This window comes from Janibacter sp. HTCC2649 (assembly GCF_000152705.1).
In the GTDB taxonomy this organism is placed as follows: domain Bacteria; phylum Actinomycetota; class Actinomycetes; order Actinomycetales; family Dermatophilaceae; genus Knoellia.
The window spans coordinates 2,836,110-2,853,481 of sequence record NZ_CH672413.1 but is presented as its reverse complement, the minus strand read 5'-3'; the positions used below and the strand labels follow the sequence as shown (position 1 = coordinate 2,853,481).

Annotated in this window: 15 protein-coding genes; 6 read left to right on the top strand and 9 right to left on the bottom strand. The window is 68.7% G+C overall.

Annotation, left to right across the window (positions count from 1 at the left end; all coding sequences use genetic code 11):
* Position 1 precedes the first annotated feature (1 nt).
* From JNB_RS13555 to JNB_RS13535, 5 genes are all read left to right on the top strand, one after another.
* Positions 2 to 925: a carbohydrate ABC transporter permease gene (locus JNB_RS13555; RefSeq protein WP_009777057.1), complete on the top strand. Its 924-nt coding sequence runs from the start codon at positions 2 to 4 to the stop codon at positions 923 to 925.
* Between the two features lie 64 nt (positions 926 to 989).
* Positions 990 to 2,648 carry an extracellular solute-binding protein gene (locus JNB_RS13550; protein ID WP_009777056.1) on the top strand — a complete coding sequence of 553 codons (1,659 nt, stop codon included), beginning with the start codon at positions 990 to 992 and terminating at the stop codon, positions 2,646 to 2,648.
* Positions 2,649 to 2,760: 112 nt separating this feature from the next.
* Positions 2,761 to 3,777, top strand: coding sequence for a LacI family DNA-binding transcriptional regulator (locus JNB_RS13545; RefSeq protein ID WP_040883819.1), 1,017 nt, complete (start codon positions 2,761 to 2,763; stop codon positions 3,775 to 3,777).
* Between the two features lie 78 nt (positions 3,778 to 3,855).
* Positions 3,856 to 5,046 carry a Gfo/Idh/MocA family protein gene (locus JNB_RS13540; RefSeq protein ID WP_009777054.1) on the top strand — a complete coding sequence of 397 codons (1,191 nt, stop codon included), beginning with the start codon at positions 3,856 to 3,858 and terminating at the stop codon, positions 5,044 to 5,046.
* Between the two features lie 76 nt (positions 5,047 to 5,122).
* Positions 5,123 to 5,629: a DUF427 domain-containing protein gene (locus JNB_RS13535; RefSeq protein ID WP_009777053.1), complete on the top strand. Its 507-nt coding sequence runs from the start codon at positions 5,123 to 5,125 to the stop codon at positions 5,627 to 5,629.
* An 18-nt stretch (positions 5,630 to 5,647) separates the two neighbouring features.
* Here the strand turns inward: JNB_RS13535 and JNB_RS13530 are convergent, their stop codons facing one another.
* The 8 genes from JNB_RS13530 to JNB_RS13495 form a co-directional block, all read right to left on the bottom strand.
* Complete coding sequence (locus JNB_RS13530; protein WP_009777052.1) at positions 5,648 to 7,150, bottom strand: CoA-acylating methylmalonate-semialdehyde dehydrogenase; 1,503 nt, start codon at positions 7,148 to 7,150, stop codon at positions 5,648 to 5,650.
* On the bottom strand, positions 7,147 to 8,214 hold the full coding sequence (locus JNB_RS13525) for a Gfo/Idh/MocA family protein (RefSeq protein ID WP_009777051.1): 1,068 nt from the start codon (positions 8,212 to 8,214) through the stop codon (positions 7,147 to 7,149). The genes JNB_RS13530 and JNB_RS13525 overlap by 4 nt, the downstream gene beginning before the upstream one ends.
* On the bottom strand, positions 8,211 to 10,154 hold the full coding sequence (iolD, locus tag JNB_RS13520; protein ID WP_009777050.1) for a 3D-(3,5/4)-trihydroxycyclohexane-1,2-dione acylhydrolase (decyclizing): 1,944 nt from the start codon (positions 10,152 to 10,154) through the stop codon (positions 8,211 to 8,213). The genes JNB_RS13525 and iolD overlap by 4 nt, the downstream gene beginning before the upstream one ends.
* Positions 10,147 to 10,974: a 5-deoxy-glucuronate isomerase gene (gene iolB, locus JNB_RS13515; RefSeq protein ID WP_009777049.1), complete on the bottom strand. Its 828-nt coding sequence runs from the start codon at positions 10,972 to 10,974 to the stop codon at positions 10,147 to 10,149. The genes iolD and iolB overlap by 8 nt, the downstream gene beginning before the upstream one ends.
* Positions 10,975 to 11,207: 233 nt before the next feature.
* The gene (locus JNB_RS13510) at positions 11,208 to 12,086 is read right to left on the bottom strand and encodes a hypothetical protein (RefSeq protein ID WP_009777048.1); all 879 of its coding nucleotides are present in this window, start codon (positions 12,084 to 12,086) and stop codon (positions 11,208 to 11,210) included.
* Positions 12,086 to 13,060: a 5-dehydro-2-deoxygluconokinase gene (gene iolC / locus JNB_RS13505; RefSeq protein WP_009777047.1), complete on the bottom strand. Its 975-nt coding sequence runs from the start codon at positions 13,058 to 13,060 to the stop codon at positions 12,086 to 12,088. Before iolC ends, JNB_RS13510 begins: the two co-directional genes overlap by 1 nt.
* On the bottom strand, positions 13,060 to 13,974 hold the full coding sequence (locus JNB_RS13500) for a TIM barrel protein (RefSeq protein ID WP_009777046.1): 915 nt from the start codon (positions 13,972 to 13,974) through the stop codon (positions 13,060 to 13,062). Before JNB_RS13500 ends, iolC begins: the two co-directional genes overlap by 1 nt.
* Complete coding sequence (locus tag JNB_RS13495; protein ID WP_009777045.1) at positions 13,971 to 15,008, bottom strand: Gfo/Idh/MocA family oxidoreductase; 1,038 nt, start codon at positions 15,006 to 15,008, stop codon at positions 13,971 to 13,973. Before JNB_RS13495 ends, JNB_RS13500 begins: the two co-directional genes overlap by 4 nt.
* A gap of 89 nt (positions 15,009 to 15,097) precedes the next feature.
* Here JNB_RS13495 and JNB_RS13490 point away from each other — a divergent pair, with 89 nt between their 5' ends.
* Positions 15,098 to 15,838: a GntR family transcriptional regulator gene (locus JNB_RS13490; RefSeq protein ID WP_009777044.1), complete on the top strand. Its 741-nt coding sequence runs from the start codon at positions 15,098 to 15,100 to the stop codon at positions 15,836 to 15,838.
* A 153-nt stretch (positions 15,839 to 15,991) separates the two neighbouring features.
* Here JNB_RS13490 and JNB_RS13485 read toward each other — a convergent pair whose 3' ends face one another.
* Positions 15,992 to 17,167 carry an IS30 family transposase gene (locus JNB_RS13485; RefSeq protein ID WP_085942696.1) on the bottom strand — a complete coding sequence of 392 codons (1,176 nt, stop codon included), beginning with the start codon at positions 17,165 to 17,167 and terminating at the stop codon, positions 15,992 to 15,994.
* Positions 17,168 to 17,372: the final 205 nt, after the last annotated feature.

Genomic DNA, 17,372 nt, shown 5'->3' with positions numbered 1-17,372 from the left:
CATGACCGTTCCCTCAGCAACCATCGAACGCAAGCTCAGCCGTGACAGCAGGCGACCCGTCTGGAAGGAGAAGGCCTCGCCGGGCCTTCAGACCTTCAAGAGCATCTTCCTCGGCCTCTTCGCGGTCGCCATCATCATCCCGATCCTCGTCGTCGTCTCGACCTCGCTCGCTGACGACAAGGAGCTCGTCGAGGCCGGCGGCTACGTCCTGTGGCCCACGCACCCCACGCTCGCGGCATACAAGGCACTGCTCACCGGACCACTGATGTTCCGGGCGTTGGGAGTCAGTCTCTTCATCACCGTCGTCGGCACTCTCATCGCACTGTTCGTCACGATCACGATGGCCTACGCCACGAGTCGCAAGGTGCTCTTCGGTCGGCCCGTGGTCATGGGCGTGCTCTTCACCCTGCTCTTCGCGCCGGGGCTCATCCCGTCGTTCCTCATGGTGCGTCAGCTCGGTCTGCTCGACACGGTGTGGTCGCTGATCCTCCCGGGAGTGTTCGCGGCGTTCAACTTCGTCGTCATGCGCGCGTTCTTCATGAACATCCCCAAGGAGCTCATCGAGAGCGCCCAGATGGACGGCGCCTCCGACTGGCAGATCCTCTGGAAGATCGTGCTGCCGCTGTCCAAGGCCGTCGTCGCCGTCGTCGGTCTGTTCTATGCCGTCGGCTTCTGGAACTCCTTCTTCAACGCCCTGCTCTACGTGAACGACCAGAACCTCTGGCCGGTCCAGCTCATCCTGCGCAGCTATGTCATCCAGGGCTCATCGGTCGCCGCCGACCAGCTCGGCGTCGGATCCACGGCGCCCCCGCAGTCGCTCAAGATGGCCGTCGTCGTCATCGCTCTCATCCCCATCTGCCTGCTCTATCCGTTCCTCCAGCGCCACTTCACCAAGGGCGTCATCACCGGAGCAGTCAAGGGCTGACGCCCCCTCGCACCCCCTGCCCTGCCCATCCCGTCGCGTCACATCCACACGAGAGGTCCTCTCCATGTCGAGTTCATCCACCCCCTCATCCAGCCTCAACCGCCGGAACTTCCTCGGCGCCATGGGACTGGCCACCGCCGGCGTGAGCCTCGCCTCCTGCAGCCGCGGACCCAAGCCCGGCAGCGCCGGAGGCGCGTCCGACTCGGCGGCGCTCAAGCTCCCCACCTACAAGGAGTTCACCGGCGCGAAGGCCGACTTCCCGGGCAACGCCGAGGGCCTCCAGGCCGGCTTCCGCAAGATGCCCAGCCCCGTCGCGTCAACGAAGGGTCCGCCGCTCAAGGGCCGCGTCACAGCGCTGTCGCAGACCTTCGACGCCGTGGCTCCGGGCATGAAGGACAACCCCTACTGGGGCCGCCTCAACAAGGCCCTCGGCGGCGAGCTCGACGTGCAGATCGTCGTCGACGACACCTACCCCGCCAAGTTCGCGACCGTCCTCGCCTCGAACGACCTGCCCGACCTCATGTGGGTTCCCCCGAACCAGGGGATCCCCAACGTCGGCGCGATGCTCGAGGCAAAGTTCCAGGACCTCACGAAGTACCTCAGCGGTGACGCGGTGCTCGAGTACCCCAACCTCGCGGCGCTGAAGTCGGAGTCGTGGAAGACGTCGGTCGTCAACGGCAAGATCTGGGGTGCACCGATTCCGTCGACGCCCTTTGGTCAGGTCATGTTCGGCAACAAGGCCGTGTGGGCCCAGGTCGACGGCCTCCAGTGCACCTCGGGCGCCGAGTTCCTCGACAAGGTCAAGGAGATCAACAACCCCAAGGGCAACCGCTACGCCCTCGAACCGGCATACATCAACGTCGTCCACATGATTTCGCAGTGGCACGGTGTCCTCGGCAACTGGATGGCCACCGGAAACGGCAAGCTCGTCCACCGCTACGAGACCGAGCAGTTCAAGGCGTCCGTCGACTTCGCCGCGCAGCTCTTCAAGGCGGGCGCGTTCTATCCCGATGCCAACATCACCGACGCGGTGCCGCGCGTCGCCAACGGAAGCCTCGGCGCCCTGGTCGAGGTCGGTCCGCACGCAGCCTCCAAGTTCTGGGACGCCAAGCCGGACGCCGAGACCGAGCTCCTCATCCCGTTCGCCTTCGAGTCCGGGATCACCCCGATCCACAACATGGGCTACGGCACGGTCGGCTTCACCGCCTTCAAGACCACGAACGAGGCCAAGATCCGCGAGCTGCTCGCGCTCATGGACTGGCTGTCAGCACCGTTCGGCACGACCGAGTACCTCAAGAAGAACTTCGGCACCCAGGCCCAGGACTTCGCCCCCGACGCGGACGGCAGCCCGGTCCTCAACGCGGCCGGACTCAAGAACATCCCGGGCGTCCGCAGCGCGCTCAACATCATGAGCTCGCCGGAGAACGTCCTGTTCTTCCCGGGCCACGCCGACTCGATCGAGTACGTCCACCAGCAGGAGGAGAAGCTGATCGAGATGGGTTGGCGCAACGCGACGGCCGGGACGTACTCCGACGCCAACACCAAGCTCGGCCCTCCCGCACGGACCGCGCTCGACGACAAGGTCATCGACATCGTCACCGGGCGCGCACCACTCACGGACCTCGATGCGGCAGTCGCCCGCTGGCGCAAGGACGCCGGCGACACGATCCGCAAGGAGTACGAGGCCGTCCTCCCGAGCGACGTCAAGATCTTCAAACTCTGACGAACCACAAGACGTGGGGTATGCCGTGACTCACCGTTTCGGCACACCTCACCTCGGGAGCAGGGCAGCATGACCGAAGCGCGACACTGGACACAACGACGAGGAGGACGCAGTGGCACAGGAATCCACGACACGACGACCGACCATCCGCATGGTCGCCGAACGTGCCGGTGTCTCCGCCGCCACCGTGTCCTACGTCCTCTCCGGCCGGCCCGGTGCGCAGGCCTCGGGAGTCCGTGAGGACACCGAGGTCCGGGTCCGGTCGGCCGCCGAGGAGCTCGGTTATGTCCCGAACTCATCGGCCCGGGCCGTCCGGACCGGGCGCACCGGGACGATCCTGCTGTCCCTCACGATGCTGTCGGACCCGTGGAGCCTGTCGATCGTGCGGGCTGTCTCACGTGCCGGCGCCGGGGCGGGCCTCACGCCGCTCATTGCCGCCGACACCGACTGGCGACCCCTCATCCACAAGGTCCAGACCGACGCGATCTTCATCGATGCTCCCGCCAAGGGGCAGGAGGACCTCTTCGCGTCACTCGCGGCAGCGGGCCACAACCTCATCGTGCTGCACCCCGAGATGGAGCCCGCTGGGTTCGACGTCGTGCGCAGTGAGGAGTACGCCGGGTGCAAGCTCCTCGCGGACCGACTGCTCGACCAGTTCTCGACGGTCGGGCTGCTGGCTCCGCGGGGTCTCGACCCGACGAACCTCGGACGGCGGGCCAGTGCCTACGTGGACGCGCTCGAGGCGCGTGGCCTCTCGGTCCGCCCCGAATGGTGCCCTCCCACCGGCGACGACGAGACCTCGGCCTTCCAGGCTGCACTCGACCTGCTCCGGAGCCCCGACCGGCCGCGAGCCGTCATGGCGACCTCGGAGTTCATCGCCCAGGCCGCCCTCGGCGCGGCCGCGGTCCTCGGCCTGCGCCCGGGCGTGGACATCGGCATCGCCGGAGTCGGCAACGCCTTTGACGACCGCACCGGGGGCGTGGGCCTCACCAGCGTCGGTCCGGAGGGCTTCTTCGAGGCAGTCGCCGACCTCATCGTCGGCCGCGCGACAGGCACGGACACCTCGCCGCGGCGGGCGCACGCCTTCGCCTGGCAGGTCTTCGACCGCGAGACGACCCTGGGGATCTGATCCCTCCCCCGCATGACTCCAACCCCACCAGCACACCCACGACTTGAATCGATTAACTCGCTCACGAAAGGGCACACCATGCAACAGCTCAACGTCGGAATCGTCGGTTTCGGACTCCGGGCAGGCCTCTACCGCCACGTCGAGAACACCACGGGTGCCCGGGTCAGCATCGTGTGCGACACGAGCGAGAAGGGTCGAGCCGATGCGGCCACCCGGCTCCCCGACGCCGTCGTCACCGAAAGCCTCGACGAGCTCATCGCCAGCCGACCCGACGCCGTGCTCGTCCTCACCCCGGACAACCAGCACGCGAGCGTCGGCATCGCAACGCTGCGGGCCGGCATACCCACGTTCTGCGAGAAGCCTCTCGACGTCACACTGGACGCGACCGACGCACTGTTGACCACGGCATACGAGACCGGAACGCGTCTCTACGTCGGGCACAACATGCGGCACATGCCCGTCATCCGCCAGATGCGTGAGGTCATCGAGGCCGGCACCATCGGCGAGGTGAAGGCGGTCTGGTGCCGTCACTTCGTCGGACACGGTGGCGACTACTACTTCAAGGACTGGCACGCCGAGCGCGCCAACTCAACAAGTCTGCTGTTGCAGAAGGGTGCTCACGACATCGACGTCGTTCATTGGCTCGCTGGCGGCTACACCCGAACGGTGTCAGCGATCGGCGATCTCGCCGTCTATGGCCAGGTGACCGACCGTCGCGACAACTCCGACCAGCGGATGTTCGACTGGTTCTCGCTCGACAACTGGCCGCCGCTGGAACAGAAGGGGCTCAACCCGATCGTCGACGTCGAGGACATCTCGATGATGCAGATGCGCCTCGACAACGGAGTGCTCGCGTCCTACCAGCAGTGCCACTTCACGCCCGACTACTGGCGCAACTACACCGTCATCGGGACGGCCGGTCGGATCGAGAACCTCGGCGACGGCCCCGGCGAGGAGATCCACGTGTGGACCAAGCGCTCCGAGGGGCGCGCCGAGCCCGACCAGGTCATCACGATCGCTGACGGCGAGGGCGGCCACGGTGGTGCCGACCCCAAGCTCATCGCCGAGTTCCTGCGGTTCGCCGTCGAGGGTGGCCTGACCGACACGAGTCCGGTGGCAGCGCGTGAGGCCGTGGCCGCAGGCGTCATCGCCACCCAGTCGCTGCGCGGTGACGGTTCGGCGCTGCGGGTGCCCGAGCTCCCGGCCGAGGTCGTCGCCTACTTCGACGCGGGCCAGCCGGCGCGTGACGCGGCAGGCAGCCGCGGCTGAGCCGATCGGCGGGCACCTATCCTGAGCGAATTGACGCCCAGCGGCAGGAGAGCACGATGACGATGGTGTCCGAGGAGTGGATGTGAGTTCACGACCCGTTCCCGAGGTCCCCGGTCCGGGGCAGGAGTCGGTGTGGGACTACCCGCGCCCGCCCCGGGTCGAGCCCTCGCACGAGCTGGTGCAGATCCAGCTGGGTGGCGTGCTGGTCGCCAGCTCGACCCGCACCCTGCGCGTCCTGGAGACCAGCCACCCGCCGGCCTACTACGTGCCGTTGGCCGACTTCGCGGACGGGGCACTTCGTCGTGCCCCGGGCTCGAGTTGGTGCGAGTTCAAGGGCGCCGCAAAGTATTTCGACGTTGCCGGTGGTGAGGTCACTGCCGCGGGAGCGGCGTGGACCTACCCCGACCCGACACCCGGGTTCGAGGCCATCTTTGACCACGTGGCCGTCATGCCTGCGGCGATGGACGAGTGCCGCGTCGACGACGAGGTGGTCCGCCCCCAGGAGGGCGGCTTCTATGGCGGATGGATCACGAGCCGGGTCGTCGGCCCGTTCAAGGGTGGGCCGGGTTCTCGGTTCTGGTGAGCCAGGACGTGCCGAACCTCAGGTGTTCTGGGGGAAGCCGAGGTTGAGGCCACCGTGTGACGGGTCGAGCCAGCGGGACGTGACGACCTTGCCGCGGGTGAAGAAGTTGACGCCCTCCATGCCGTGGGCGTGGCTGTCGCCGAAGAGGGAGTTCTTCCACCCGCCGAAGGAGTAGTAGGCCATCGGCACCGGGATCGGGACGTTGATGCCGACCATGCCGACCTCGACCTCGTTCTGGAAGCGCCGGGCGGCCCCACCGTCGTTGGTGAAGATCGCGGTGCCGTTGCCATAGGGGTTGGAGTTGATGAGCTCGAGTCCCTCGTCGTAGGACTGGACCCGCAGGACGGAGAGCACCGGCCCGAAGATCTCATCCGTGTAGATCGACATGTCGCTCGAGACCTTGTCGAACAGGGTGGGGGCGAGGAAGAAGCCCTCCCCGTCGGCGTCGATGTCGACGTCGCGCCCGTCGACGACGAGCTCGGCCCCGGACTCGACCCCGGCGTCGAGGTAGGACGCCACCTTGTCGCGGTGCTGCTTGGTCACGAGCGGCCCCATGTCGGTGCCGCGCGTGCCGTCGCCGGTGACGAGCTTGCCGACGCGGTCCTTGATCTTCTCGATGAGCTCGTCGGCGATCGGCTCGACCGCGACGAGGGCCGAGATCGCCATGCACCGCTCGCCGGCCGAGCCGAAGCCGGCGTTGACGGCAGCATCGGCCGCGAGGTCGAGGTCGGCGTCGGGGAGAACGAGCATGTGGTTCTTGGCCCCGCCGAGTGCCTGGACCCGCTTGCCGTGAGCCGTGCCCGTCTCGTAGACGTAGCGCGCGATCGGCGTCGACCCGACGAAGGAAACGGCGCGCACATCAAAGTGGGTGAGCAGGGCGTCGACGGCTTCCTTGTCACCGTGGACGACGTTCATGACCCCGTCGGGCAGCCCGGCCTCGCGCCACAGCTCGGCCACGGCGACGACTGCCGACGGGTCCTTCTCGCTGGGCTTGAGGACGACGGCGTTGCCACAGGCGATCGCGACGGGCACGAACCACAACGGCACCATGGCCGGGAAGTTGAACGGCGAGATGACGGCGACGACGCCGAGCGACTGGCGGATCGAATAGACGTCAACCTTCGTGGAAGCGTTCTCGGTGTAGCCGCCCTTGAGGAGATGCGGTATGCCGCAGGCGAATTCGGCAACCTCGAGACCTCGAGTCACCTCGCCCAGAGCGTCGGAGAGGACCTTGCCGTGTTCGGCGGTGATGAGGGCAGCAATGTCCTCCTTCTTCTCGTTGAGGAGCTCGCGGAAGCGGAACAGCACCTGGGTGCGCTTGGCGAGCGAGGAGCTGCCCCACTCCGAGGCCCACGCCTCCTTGGCCTTCGCGACCGCCTCACCGACGAGCTCGGCCGAGGCCAGGTCGAGGGCACCGGTCTCTTCGCCCGTGGCGGGGTTGTAGACGGCGCTGGTCCGCTCCGCAGTGCCGTCCCAGGACTGGCCGGCGATGAGGTGGGTGATGCGGGTGGGTGCGCTCATGATTGTTCCTTCGTGGGGGTTCTGGAGGCAGGGGTTGTGGGTCCGGGTCTGTCGACGAGGTCGACGGTGACGCGCTCGCCGCTGGCGAGCGAGGCCATGCCGGCGGTCGAGACTGCCGTGGCGGCATACCCGTCCCAGACGGAAGGTCCGACGGACTCGCCTTGGAGGGCCGAGTCGACCCACGCCTGGACTTCGAGGTCGTATGCCGTGGCGAACCTCGTCCGGTAGTCCGCCGGGACCGAGCCACCCCAGCGGCCGAGGCCGTCGACGGCGAGTGCGGTCGAGTAGAGGCCGGTCGAGGGCTGACCGATGATGACGGAGCCACGCTCCGCCACCGCCTCACACCTCACCTCGTAGCCGACCTGGCTGTTCACGAAGACCTCGTTCGTGACGATGCCGCCGCCGGCCATCGTGAAGATCGCGACCTGTGGGTCGACGACACCGGCCGACGCGTGTGACGTCGACGCGGGCGACAACACCTGGACGGCCGCAACCTCCTCGCCGAAGAGGAAGCGGGCGACGTCGACCTCGTGGACGAGGCTGTCGCGCACGATCATCTCGGAGCGGAAGTCGGTGTTCGGGACAGACGCGTTGCGATGGACGTTGTGCAGCAGCAGAGTTCGGCCGAGACTCCCGCCCGCCAGCACGGATCGGAGCTGGGCGTACTCGGGGTCGAAGCGGCGCATGAACCCGACCTGGATGAGCCGGCGCCCGAGGTCTCGTTCGGCCCGGACAAGGCGCAGCGACGACTCCGAGTCCATGGTCAAGGGCTTCTCGCACAGCACCGGCTTGCCGGCTGCGAGGCAGGCGAGCACCTGCTCCTCGTGCACGAAGCCCGGCGACGCCAGGATCACGGCGTCGACGTCGTCGGCACCGATGAGCTCGAGCGCGTCACCGACTGCGCGCACCCCGGCGAACTGCCCGGCCAGCTCCTTGGCGCGAGCCTCGTCCGGATCGGCGACCGCAACGAGACGCGCGTGAGCGGTCCGTCGGACGAGGCGCTCCGCGTGGTCGGCGCCCATGATCCCGACACCCACGACGCCAACGCGCAGGACCTCGCTCATGACTTCTCCGCCGGACCGACGAGGGGGCGCTGGCCCTGCTTGTGCACGACATAGGAGTCGAAGGCGCTCTGGGTCGTCTCGAGCCCACTGACCTGGGCAACGGGCACGTCCCACCAGCTCTCGCTGTCGGGCGAGAAGACCCTCGGGTCGGTCTCGACGTGGATGACGACCGGCCCACCGTCGCTCGGCCAGGCCTTGGCGGCCGCGATGGCGTCGGTGAGCTCGGCACGCGAGTGCACCTCGATGACGTGGGCGCCGAGGCTGCGGGCGTTGGCGGCGAGGTCAACGGGCAGGACGTCTCCGTCGAGCCGGTGCGAACCCTCTCCCCGACTCCGGTAGGCCGTCCCGAACCGTTGCGAGCCAAGCCCCTCAGAGAGCGACCCGATGGAGTGGAACCCGTGGTTCTGCACGAGCACGACGATGACCTTGACCCGCTCCTGCACCGCGGTGACGAGCTCGGTCGGCATCATGAGGTAGCCGCCGTCGCCGACCATCGCGAAGACGTCGCGCGTGGGGTCGGCGAGCCGGATCCCGATCGACGCGGGCACCTCGTAGCCCATGCAGGAGTAGCCGTACTCGACGTGATAGCCCTTGCGGTCACGCACCCGCCACAGCTTGTGGAGGTCACCGGGCATCGACCCAGCCGCGCACAGCACGACGTCGCGAGGGTCGCTCAGCTCGTTGACGGCACCGACGACCGACGACTGGGTGAGCAGTCCGTCGGCCAGTGCCTCGGTGACCGACACAGGCGGCGAGTATGCCGTGGCAACGGCCTTGTCCCATCGGCGCCACAGGGTGCCCTGCCGTTTGCGATACGTGTCGGACACGGACCAGCCCTCGAGGGCCTCGGCGAGTGCGAACAGGGACTCGCGGGCGTCGCCGACAACGGACAGGCCGGCTTGCTTGCCCGCGTCGAACGACGCGATGTTGAGGTTGATGAAGCGAACACCATTGCGGGCAAAGGCCGTTCGCGATGCCGTGGTGAAGTCGCCCCAGCGCGTGCCAATGCCGATGACGACGTCGGCCTCGGCCGCGAGGGCATTGGCGGCGGTCGTGCCGGTCGAGCCGATCGCCCCGACCAGCTGTGGGTGGCCGTGCAGCAAGGACCCCTTGCCGGCCTGGGTCTCGGCCACGGGGACGCCGGTCACTGAGGCGAACGCGGCCAGCGCGTCCTCGGCGCCCGAGTAGTGCACCCCGCCCCCGGCCACGATGAGCGGCTTCTTCGCCGTCCGGATGAGTTCGGTGGCTGCGGCGATCCGTGACGCCTCGGGCACTGGCCGGGCCACGTGCCAGACGCGCTCGTCGAAGAGCTCGACCGGCCAGTCGAAGGCCTCGGCCTGCACGTCCTGGGGCAGCGAGATCGTCACTGCGCCCGTCTCGACGGGGTCGGTGAGGACGCGCATCGCCGACAGGAGCGCCGACGGCAGCTGTTCGGGCCGCATGACCTCGTCGAAGTAGCGCGACAGCGGACGGAAGGCGTCATTGACGGTCACGTCACCGGCATACGCCGTCTCGAGTTCCTGGAGCACCGGGGACGAGACCCGGGTCGCGAAGGTGCCAGAAGGCAGGAGCAGCACCGGGATCCGGTTGATCGTCGCGAGCGCGGCGCCGGTGAGCATGTTCGTGGAGCCGGGTCCGACCGAGGCGGTGCACACCCACGTCTGGAGCCGGTCCTTCTGCTTGGCGTAGCCGACGGCGGTGTGCACCATCGCCTGCTCGTTGCGGACGAGCACGTAGGGCAGGTCGGCGACCTCTTCGCGATCCGCAGCGCGCAGCTCCTCCTGCAGGAGCGCCTGCCCGATGCCCGCGACGTTGCCGTGGCCGAAGATGCCGAAGCAACCGGCGAAGAGCCGCTGGCGATCCCCGTCCCGCTCGGACCACTGTTGTCCGAGGAAGCGGATCGTCGCCTGGGCCACCGTGAGTCGCACGGTCTCACTCATTGCTCGCACCTCCATCGCTGCTGAAAGGAAGTCTCGGGTCCACAGGCGTGTCCGTCCAGCCCTCGCGGACCCAGGCATGCGCGGGGTCGTCGGCGATGAGCCAGACGCGCTCGGCGCCCGGGCCAGCCATGACGTTGAGGTAGTAGAGGTCGGCGTCCGGCGCGGCCATCGCGGGCCCGTGCCAGCCGTGGGGAACGAGCACGACATCGCCGGTTCGGACCTCGGCGAGGACGTCGATCGGGCGGTCGCCGGTGCCGTAGACCCGTTGGTAGCCCACCGGATCCGTGCCGCGTGGGTCGGTCGAGCGCGTCTCGAAGTAGTAGATCTCCTCCAGCTCGGACTCGACGCCCGGGTGGTCCTGGTCGTGCTTGTGCGGCGGCCACGAGCTCCAGTTCCCCGCGGGGGTGATGACCTCGCAAACGAGGATCGCGTCGGCATCGAGGACGGGTGGCAGCCCGAAGGCCCTCACCTCACGACTCGCGCTGCCGGCACCACGCAGCTCGGGTTGCGCCACCTCGGCGGCGATCCGTCGCGGCTCGCGATCGGTCGTCGCGCGGGCACCACACAGGGCCACGCGTGCGCCAGTTCCGCTCGCACGCACCGTGATCGTGCACCGACGAGGCAGGTATGCCGTGTCGCTGGGTCCCTCGAAGACGCTCGCTCGTCCGTCGAGGGAGATCGAGTCGGCGCCCACGATGTCGATCGTCACCGAGCCCGCCAGGGGCACGACGACGATCTCCTCATCCCCGGTCTCGTGGGCGAGGGTGGCGTCGGGGGCGAGGTCGGCGACGCGCAAGGAGCAGTGCCGCCACCCCGTCACGTCTGCGGATCCAGTGGCTGGAACCGCCGCATCCGCAGACGCAGCGGGAGGAGTCGGGGCGATGGCGACAGCGAAGTCGCCAGAAGCGGCTTCACCCAGGGCGCGAACCCACCGAGAGTTGTCCGCTCCCACCCCACCGGTCGAGTGGAGAGAACGCGCCGCGCGTGCACCTGCCCCAACGGCGTGTTCTCTCCACTCGACTGGCTGGGCAGAGGGTGTGCCGTCTGGGCCCGTCATGAGGCACCACCGTGGACGAGGCCGGAGGCGATGTCGACGGCTGCGGCCACGTCACCGTCCGGCGGATAGAGCAGGGCGCGTCCGACGACGAGACCGGTCACGGACGGGAGGGTGAGCGCATCGGACCACGCGGCATACGTGTCGTGGGGATCCCCCTGGGGATCTCCGCCGAGCAAGAGGGTGGGCAGCATGGTCGCCTCCATGACCCGGGCGAGGTCGTCGACGACGGGGAGCTTGAGCCAGGTGTGGGCGCTGCTCGCTCCGAGTCCGCTCGCGATGCCGATCGACGCGATCGTCGAGTCGGCGTCGAGGAGATTGCGGACGCGGCCGTCCTCGACGACGGAGAGGAAGGGTTCGACCATCGCCATGAGCCCGCGCTGCGCGAGACCGGTGACGGCGTGGGCGCTGGCTTCGAGGGTCGAGACGGTGCCGGGGTCCCCGAGGCAGATGCGGGTGAGCATCTTGCCGCCGTCGAGTCCCCGCGTCGCGATCTCGTCGGCCGTGTACGCCGTGAAGCGGTCGTCCAGTTCGAACACCGCGCCCTGGAGGCCGCCACGGTTCATCGACCCGATGGCGACCTTGCCATCGAGGGCACCCAGCAGGACGAGGTCGTCGAGGACGTCGGGCGTGCCGAGCACCCCGTCCACACCCGGCCGGGCCAGAGCAGTCACGAGGCGGTCGAGCAGGTCGCGCCGGTTGGCCATCGCCGACGCGTTGCCGCGGACCCCGAGAGCGCCGCGAGCGGGGTGGTCCGCCGCGATGAGCAGCATCCGACCGTCGTCGCCGACGAGGGGGCGACGACGTCGCGCGGCCCACGCGGTGGCGATGCGACCGGGGTCGGTGACGCGGATCCGGGTGAGGCCGTCGAGCTCCATCAGTTCCTCCCCGCGCCCGCGAGCGCCGTCTCGACGTCAGCGGTCGTCGGCATGGCGGTGGAGCATTCGAGTCGGCCGGCGACGATCGCGCCGGCGACGTTCGCGAACTCGATCGTGCGGCGGAGGTCCCAGCCCGCGAGCAGGCCGTGGACGAGGGCTCCGCCGAAGGCGTCACCCGCGCCGAGCCCATTGATGACATCGACGGGGAACGGCCCCACCTCCACGCGCTCGTCCCGGGTCGCGGCGAGCACCCCGCGCGGACCCTGCTTGACGACGGCAAGCTCGAGACCGCGCTCGAGCAGCGCATCGGCCGCACGATGCGGGTCGGTCTCGCCCACAGCGACCTCGCACTCCTCACGGTTGCCGACCGCGATCGTCACGTGGTCGAGGGCGCGCCCCACCTGCTCGCTCGCCTCGGCGGGGGCGCCCCAGAACATCGGGCGGTAGTCGAGGTCGAGGATCGTGTGCTCAACCCTGCCCCGGGCTTCCCACAGCGCGAAATGTGTTGCGCGAGAGGGCTCCTGCGACAGGCCAGTGACCGTCGACCAGTGGACCCGTGCGGCGCGAACGTCCGCGAGGATCGCGTCGGTCGGCTCCACCATGAGGTCCGGCGCGATGGGGTAGCGGTAGAACGACAGCGGGAAGTCGTCCGGCGGATGCACCTCGCAGAACGTGACGGGTGTCGGCGGGACCCTCCCCTGCTCGCCCTCGATCGCGGTGATGTGGACCGGGTCGACGCCGAGCCGCTCTGCCTCGCGCTGGACGTAGCGCCCGAACGCGTCGCCCCCGACCCTGGTCACGAGGCTGACCCGACGACCATGACGAGCGGCTGCGACGGCGACGTTGGTGGCACTGCCGCCGAGGAACTTCTCAAAGGTCGTGACGTCCTCGAGGCCCACGCCGTGCTGGAGGGGGTAGATGTCGACTCCCGTGCGCCCGATGGCGACGAGATCGTATGCCGTGCGCTCACCCATCACAGGCCGCTCTCGACGCGCTCCGCGATGGCCGTGATGTGCGCGATCGAGGCCCGCACGTCGGCTGCCGGGTCCACGCCGGTTTCGGAAGGTGACCCCGTCAGGATGGTGTCCTGCTCGAGGACGTACCACCCGGCATACCCGGCGTCTTCCAGCGAGCCGACGATCGCGGCGATGTCGACGTCACCCTCGCCGAGGGGGACGTACATGCCGTCGGCGACCGCGCCGGTGTAGCTCTGGCGGCCCTCCTGGACTCCCTTGGCGAGGTCGAGTCGCACGTCCTTGAGGTGCACGTGGGCGATGCGCTCCGGGTGGAGCCGAGCGAGCCCGACCGGGTCGCCGCCGCCGATGAGGAGGTGGCCGGTGTCGAGGCAGAGTCCGATGCGCGATCCGGCGAGGACACGCTCGGCCTCGGTGCCGGACTCGACCAGCGTGCCGACGTGGGGGTGGAGCGTGGCGATGAGTCCGTGTCGCGCGGCGGCGTCGGTGATGCGGTCGAGGTTGGCGAGGAGCGTGGCCCACTGGGCGTCGCTGAGGTCGGGCCGGGCGTCATAGCCCTCGACGCCGGTGGCGGCTGCGATGACGACGGTGGAGGCGCCGGCCGCGACGAGCCCTGCCATGGCGACCTCGACCTCGGGCAGCGGGTCGTGCTCGGAGTCGTGGAGCATGGCCGGGACGAACTGGCCCACGGCGCGCAGGCCGGCCTCGGACAGCTTCGCCGCCTTGGCCGCGGGTGCGTCGGGGAGGAAACCGTCGGGCCCGAACTCGGTCGCGACGATGCCCACCTCACGCATCTGGTCCAGCACGGTGTCGACGTCGAGCTGGAAGCCCCAGCCAGGGACTTCGCACACCCCCCACGAGATGGGGGCGCCGGCGATGCGCTCGGTCAGGGGTGGGCGGGCGGGCACGCTCATGCGGTGGCCTTCGTGGTGGTGGTGAGTGCGGGTGCGTCGGGGATCTCGAACATCGACACGAGTCGGCGCTGGGCGCGGGAGAGCTCACAGGCCTCGGCGACCCGGAAGGCCTGGAGGGCGTCGCGGATCGTGCACGGGCTGGGGATGCGGCCGGCTGCGACGTCGCAGAAGGCGGTGAGCTCGGCGCGATAGGCCGCCATGAAGCGCTGCATGAAGGACTGGTGCGCAGGCCCGGCCGGGAACGCCACACCCTCCTCGGCCGAACGCAGGGCGAGTGAGTCGTCGAGGCCCACGGCGATGTTCGCGACCGAACCCATGAGCTCCATGCGCACGTCGTGGCCGCCGCCGCTGTAGCGCGTCGAGGTCGCTGTGACGAGCGTGCCGTCGTCGAGGGTGAGGATCGCCGCGCCCGTGTCGACGTCGCCGGCCGCCGCGAAGAAGTCCGCGCCCTTGTTCTCGCCCGTGGCATAGACGGTGTCGATCTCACGGCCGGTGACGAAGCGGACGATGTCGAAGTCGTGGACCGAGCAGTCGCGGAAGATGCCGCCGCTGGTGGGGATGTAGGCCGCGTGCGGCGGTTCCTGGTCGTGGGTGAGCGCGCGGATCGCATGGACCGTGCCGAGCTCACCCGCCTCGACGGCGGCCTTGGCTCGTCGGTAGCCCGAATCGAAGCGTCGCTGGAAGCCGATGTGCACGGGAGTGTCGCTGCTCTCGGCGAGCTCGGTGAGCGAGATCGTCTCGTCGAGCGTCGCGGCGACGGGCTTCTCACAGAACGTGGGTATGCCGGCCCCAAGGGCTTGGCGGAGCAGCGCGGCATGCGCTGTGGTGGCGGTGGTGATGACGAACGCATCGATGCCGGAGGCCAGCAGCGCCTCGATGTCCGGGGCCGCGGTGAGCCCCTGTTCGGCGGCAACCTGCGCAGCGAGACCTGCATCGAGGTCGGCGACGACGACTTCCTCGACGGCGTCCAGCCCCGCGAGAGTGCTCGCGTGGAAGGCGCCGATGCGGCCCACACCGGCCAGTCCGATCCTCATGACGAGAACTGTTCCGCTCCGATGCCACCCGTGTCAACCTTTGTTAGGACATATGGTCATTTGCTCGTCCTTTCGCTACTGTGCCGGACATGACCGCACAGCTCGTGAACGTGAGCATCGACCGGACCTCACCGGTCCCGCTCTATCACCAGCTCTCCGAGCAGCTGTGCGCCGCGATCAACGACGGGCGCCTCCAACCGGGCGACCCGTTCGAGAACGAAGTGGCTCTGGCACAGCGTCTTTCGCTCTCGCGACCGACCGTGCGACGGGCCATCCAGGAGATGGTCGACAAGGGCCTCCTCGTCCGTCGGCGTGGCCTCGGCACGACCGTCGCCAACCGCAAGGTGCATCGACGGGTGGCTCTGAGCAGCCTCTTCGACGACCTGCAGCGCGAGGGTCGAGTGCCGCGCACCATCCTTCTCGAGCACGAGACCGTCACCGACCAGAGCGCCGCGACCGCCCTCGACCTGCCCGCCGACACCCCCCTGCTCGCCATTGTGCGCCTGCGACTGGCCGGGGACGCCCCCCTCGCGGTGATGCGCAACTGGCTGCCCCCGGCATACGGAGACATCTCGCGCGACGAACTCGAGGCGACCGGCCTGTATGCCGCGTTGCGCGCCCGAGGTGTCCATGCGGTCGTGGCCCACCAGTCGATCGCCGCGCGCATGCCGACGCCCGCCGAGCGCAAGCACCTGAGGATTCGCGGGGCCTCGCCCGTGCTGACGATGACCCGCATGGCCTTCGACGGTTCCGGCACCGCGGTCGAGTACGGCGACCACAGCTATCGCGCCGAGGACTACACGATCGACCTCATGGTCGACGAGCGCTGAGAGACCGTCTTCGTGCCCCGCACGGACCACCCGGCCCGCTGTCCGTCCCGGGCACAAAGACGCCTGACCACCACGTATGCCGTCCGCACACCGACTTCGTGCCCCGCACGGACCACCCGGCCCACTGGGTGGATTCAAGCGGTCGGTGCAACGTCAAGCGGTGGGCGCAACGCGCCCTTGTTTGGTGAGGAACGCGTTGAGTACTTCGGCAGGGGTGGCCCAGTCGAAGCGTTTACGGGGGCGGGCGTTGAGTTCGGCGGCAATGTTGTCGAGGATCCCCGGTCCGTGGATAGACAGGTCGCTGCCCTTGGGTAGGTACTGCCGTAGGAGCCCGTTGGTGTTCTCGTTGCTGCCGCGCTGCCACGGCGAGTGCGGGTCGCAGAAGTAGATCGGTAACCCGGTCGCTTGAGTGATCTGGGTGTGCAACGCCATCTCGGATCCCTGGTCCCAGGTCAGGGAGCGGCGCAGGACTTCGGGGATCTTCGGGACCGCGGCCTGCATCGCGGCAGCGACCGTCGCGGCGGTGTGGTCATCGGGCAGGTGCAGCAGCATCACGAACCCGGTGGACCGTTCGACCAGGGTCCCGACCGCGGAGGCGTTGTTCGCGCCCATGATCAGGTCCCCTTCCCAATGGCCAGGCACAGCCCGGTCCCGGGCTTCGGCGGGGCGCTCGCTGATGTTGATCATGTCTTTGACCGCGCCAGGCTTACGGGTCGCAGCGGTGCGAGGCTTGCGGTGCACACGCCCCGTGCGCAGCGTGGCCGCCACCTCACGCTTGAGCGCGCCACGGCCCTGGACGTACAAGGCCTGATAGATCGTCTCTGGTGACACCCACATCTCCGGTTCGTCAGGAAAATCCACACGCAGCCTTCCCGAGATCTGCTCCGGACTGTTCCTAAGGTCCAAACGCTTCTGAACCTCCACGTGCAAGCGCTGGTTCAGCTCGAACCTACGCGCCTTCGGGCGCCTCATCGCCGCATCGACCGCGTCCTGAGCCCGCACCGGGTCATACCCACCGCGACGATCACACCCACGCGCCAGCTCACGCGTGATCGTCGACGTCGGGCGCCCCAACACCCGACCGATCGCGGCAGCGCTGTACCGAGCTTCCTCAAGTTCCGCGATCCGAACCCGATCAATGAACGACAACATCCCAGGACGGTGTTTGACCAAACGCGGCTTCACACCACCAGCCTGCTTCATCCACTTCCGCCCAGCCGCCGGGCTACACCCCGCAGCACGAGCCGAAGCCTTGATCGACCAACCCCTCGAAATGCCATCCCAAAACACTGAACGCACTGCCCAAGGCAGCGGCGGACGACCCATCATCAGACAACCTCCAGAAAATCAGGACGTTGCACCGATCACTTGAGCCCAAGCTGTCCGTCCCGGGCACAAAGACGCCTGACCACCACGTATGCCGTCCGCCCACCGACTTCGTGCCCCGCACGGACCACCCGGCTCGCTGTCCGTCCCGGACACGAAGACGCCTGACCACCACGTATGCCGTCCGCTCACCGACTTCGTGCCCCGT

Excerpts from the sequence above, each read along its gene's own strand:
- JNB_RS13540 (WP_009777054.1), top strand. The coding sequence starts at position 3,856 with ATGCAACAGCTCAACGTCGGAATCGTCGGTTTCGGACTCCGGGCAGGC.
- JNB_RS13530 (WP_009777052.1), bottom strand. The coding sequence starts at position 7,150 with ATGAGCGCACCCACCCGCATCACCCACCTCATCGCCGGCCAGTCCTGG.
- iolC (WP_009777047.1), bottom strand. The coding sequence starts at position 13,060 with ATGGGTGAGCGCACGGCATACGATCTCGTCGCCATCGGGCGCACGGGA.
- JNB_RS13495 (WP_009777045.1), bottom strand. The coding sequence starts at position 15,008 with ATGAGGATCGGACTGGCCGGTGTGGGCCGCATCGGCGCCTTCCACGCG.
- JNB_RS13500 (WP_009777046.1), bottom strand. The coding sequence starts at position 13,974 with ATGAGCGTGCCCGCCCGCCCACCCCTGACCGAGCGCATCGCCGGCGCC.
- JNB_RS13550 (WP_009777056.1), top strand. The coding sequence starts at position 990 with ATGTCGAGTTCATCCACCCCCTCATCCAGCCTCAACCGCCGGAACTTC.
- JNB_RS13510 (WP_009777048.1), bottom strand. The coding sequence starts at position 12,086 with ATGGAGCTCGACGGCCTCACCCGGATCCGCGTCACCGACCCCGGTCGC.
- JNB_RS13525 (WP_009777051.1), bottom strand. The coding sequence starts at position 8,214 with ATGAGCGAGGTCCTGCGCGTTGGCGTCGTGGGTGTCGGGATCATGGGC.
- iolD (WP_009777050.1), bottom strand. The coding sequence starts at position 10,154 with ATGAGTGAGACCGTGCGACTCACGGTGGCCCAGGCGACGATCCGCTTC.
- JNB_RS13490 (WP_009777044.1), top strand. The coding sequence starts at position 15,098 with ATGACCGCACAGCTCGTGAACGTGAGCATCGACCGGACCTCACCGGTC.
- JNB_RS13555 (WP_009777057.1), top strand. The coding sequence starts at position 2 with ATGACCGTTCCCTCAGCAACCATCGAACGCAAGCTCAGCCGTGACAGC.
- JNB_RS13485 (WP_085942696.1), bottom strand. The coding sequence starts at position 17,167 with ATGATGGGTCGTCCGCCGCTGCCTTGGGCAGTGCGTTCAGTGTTTTGG.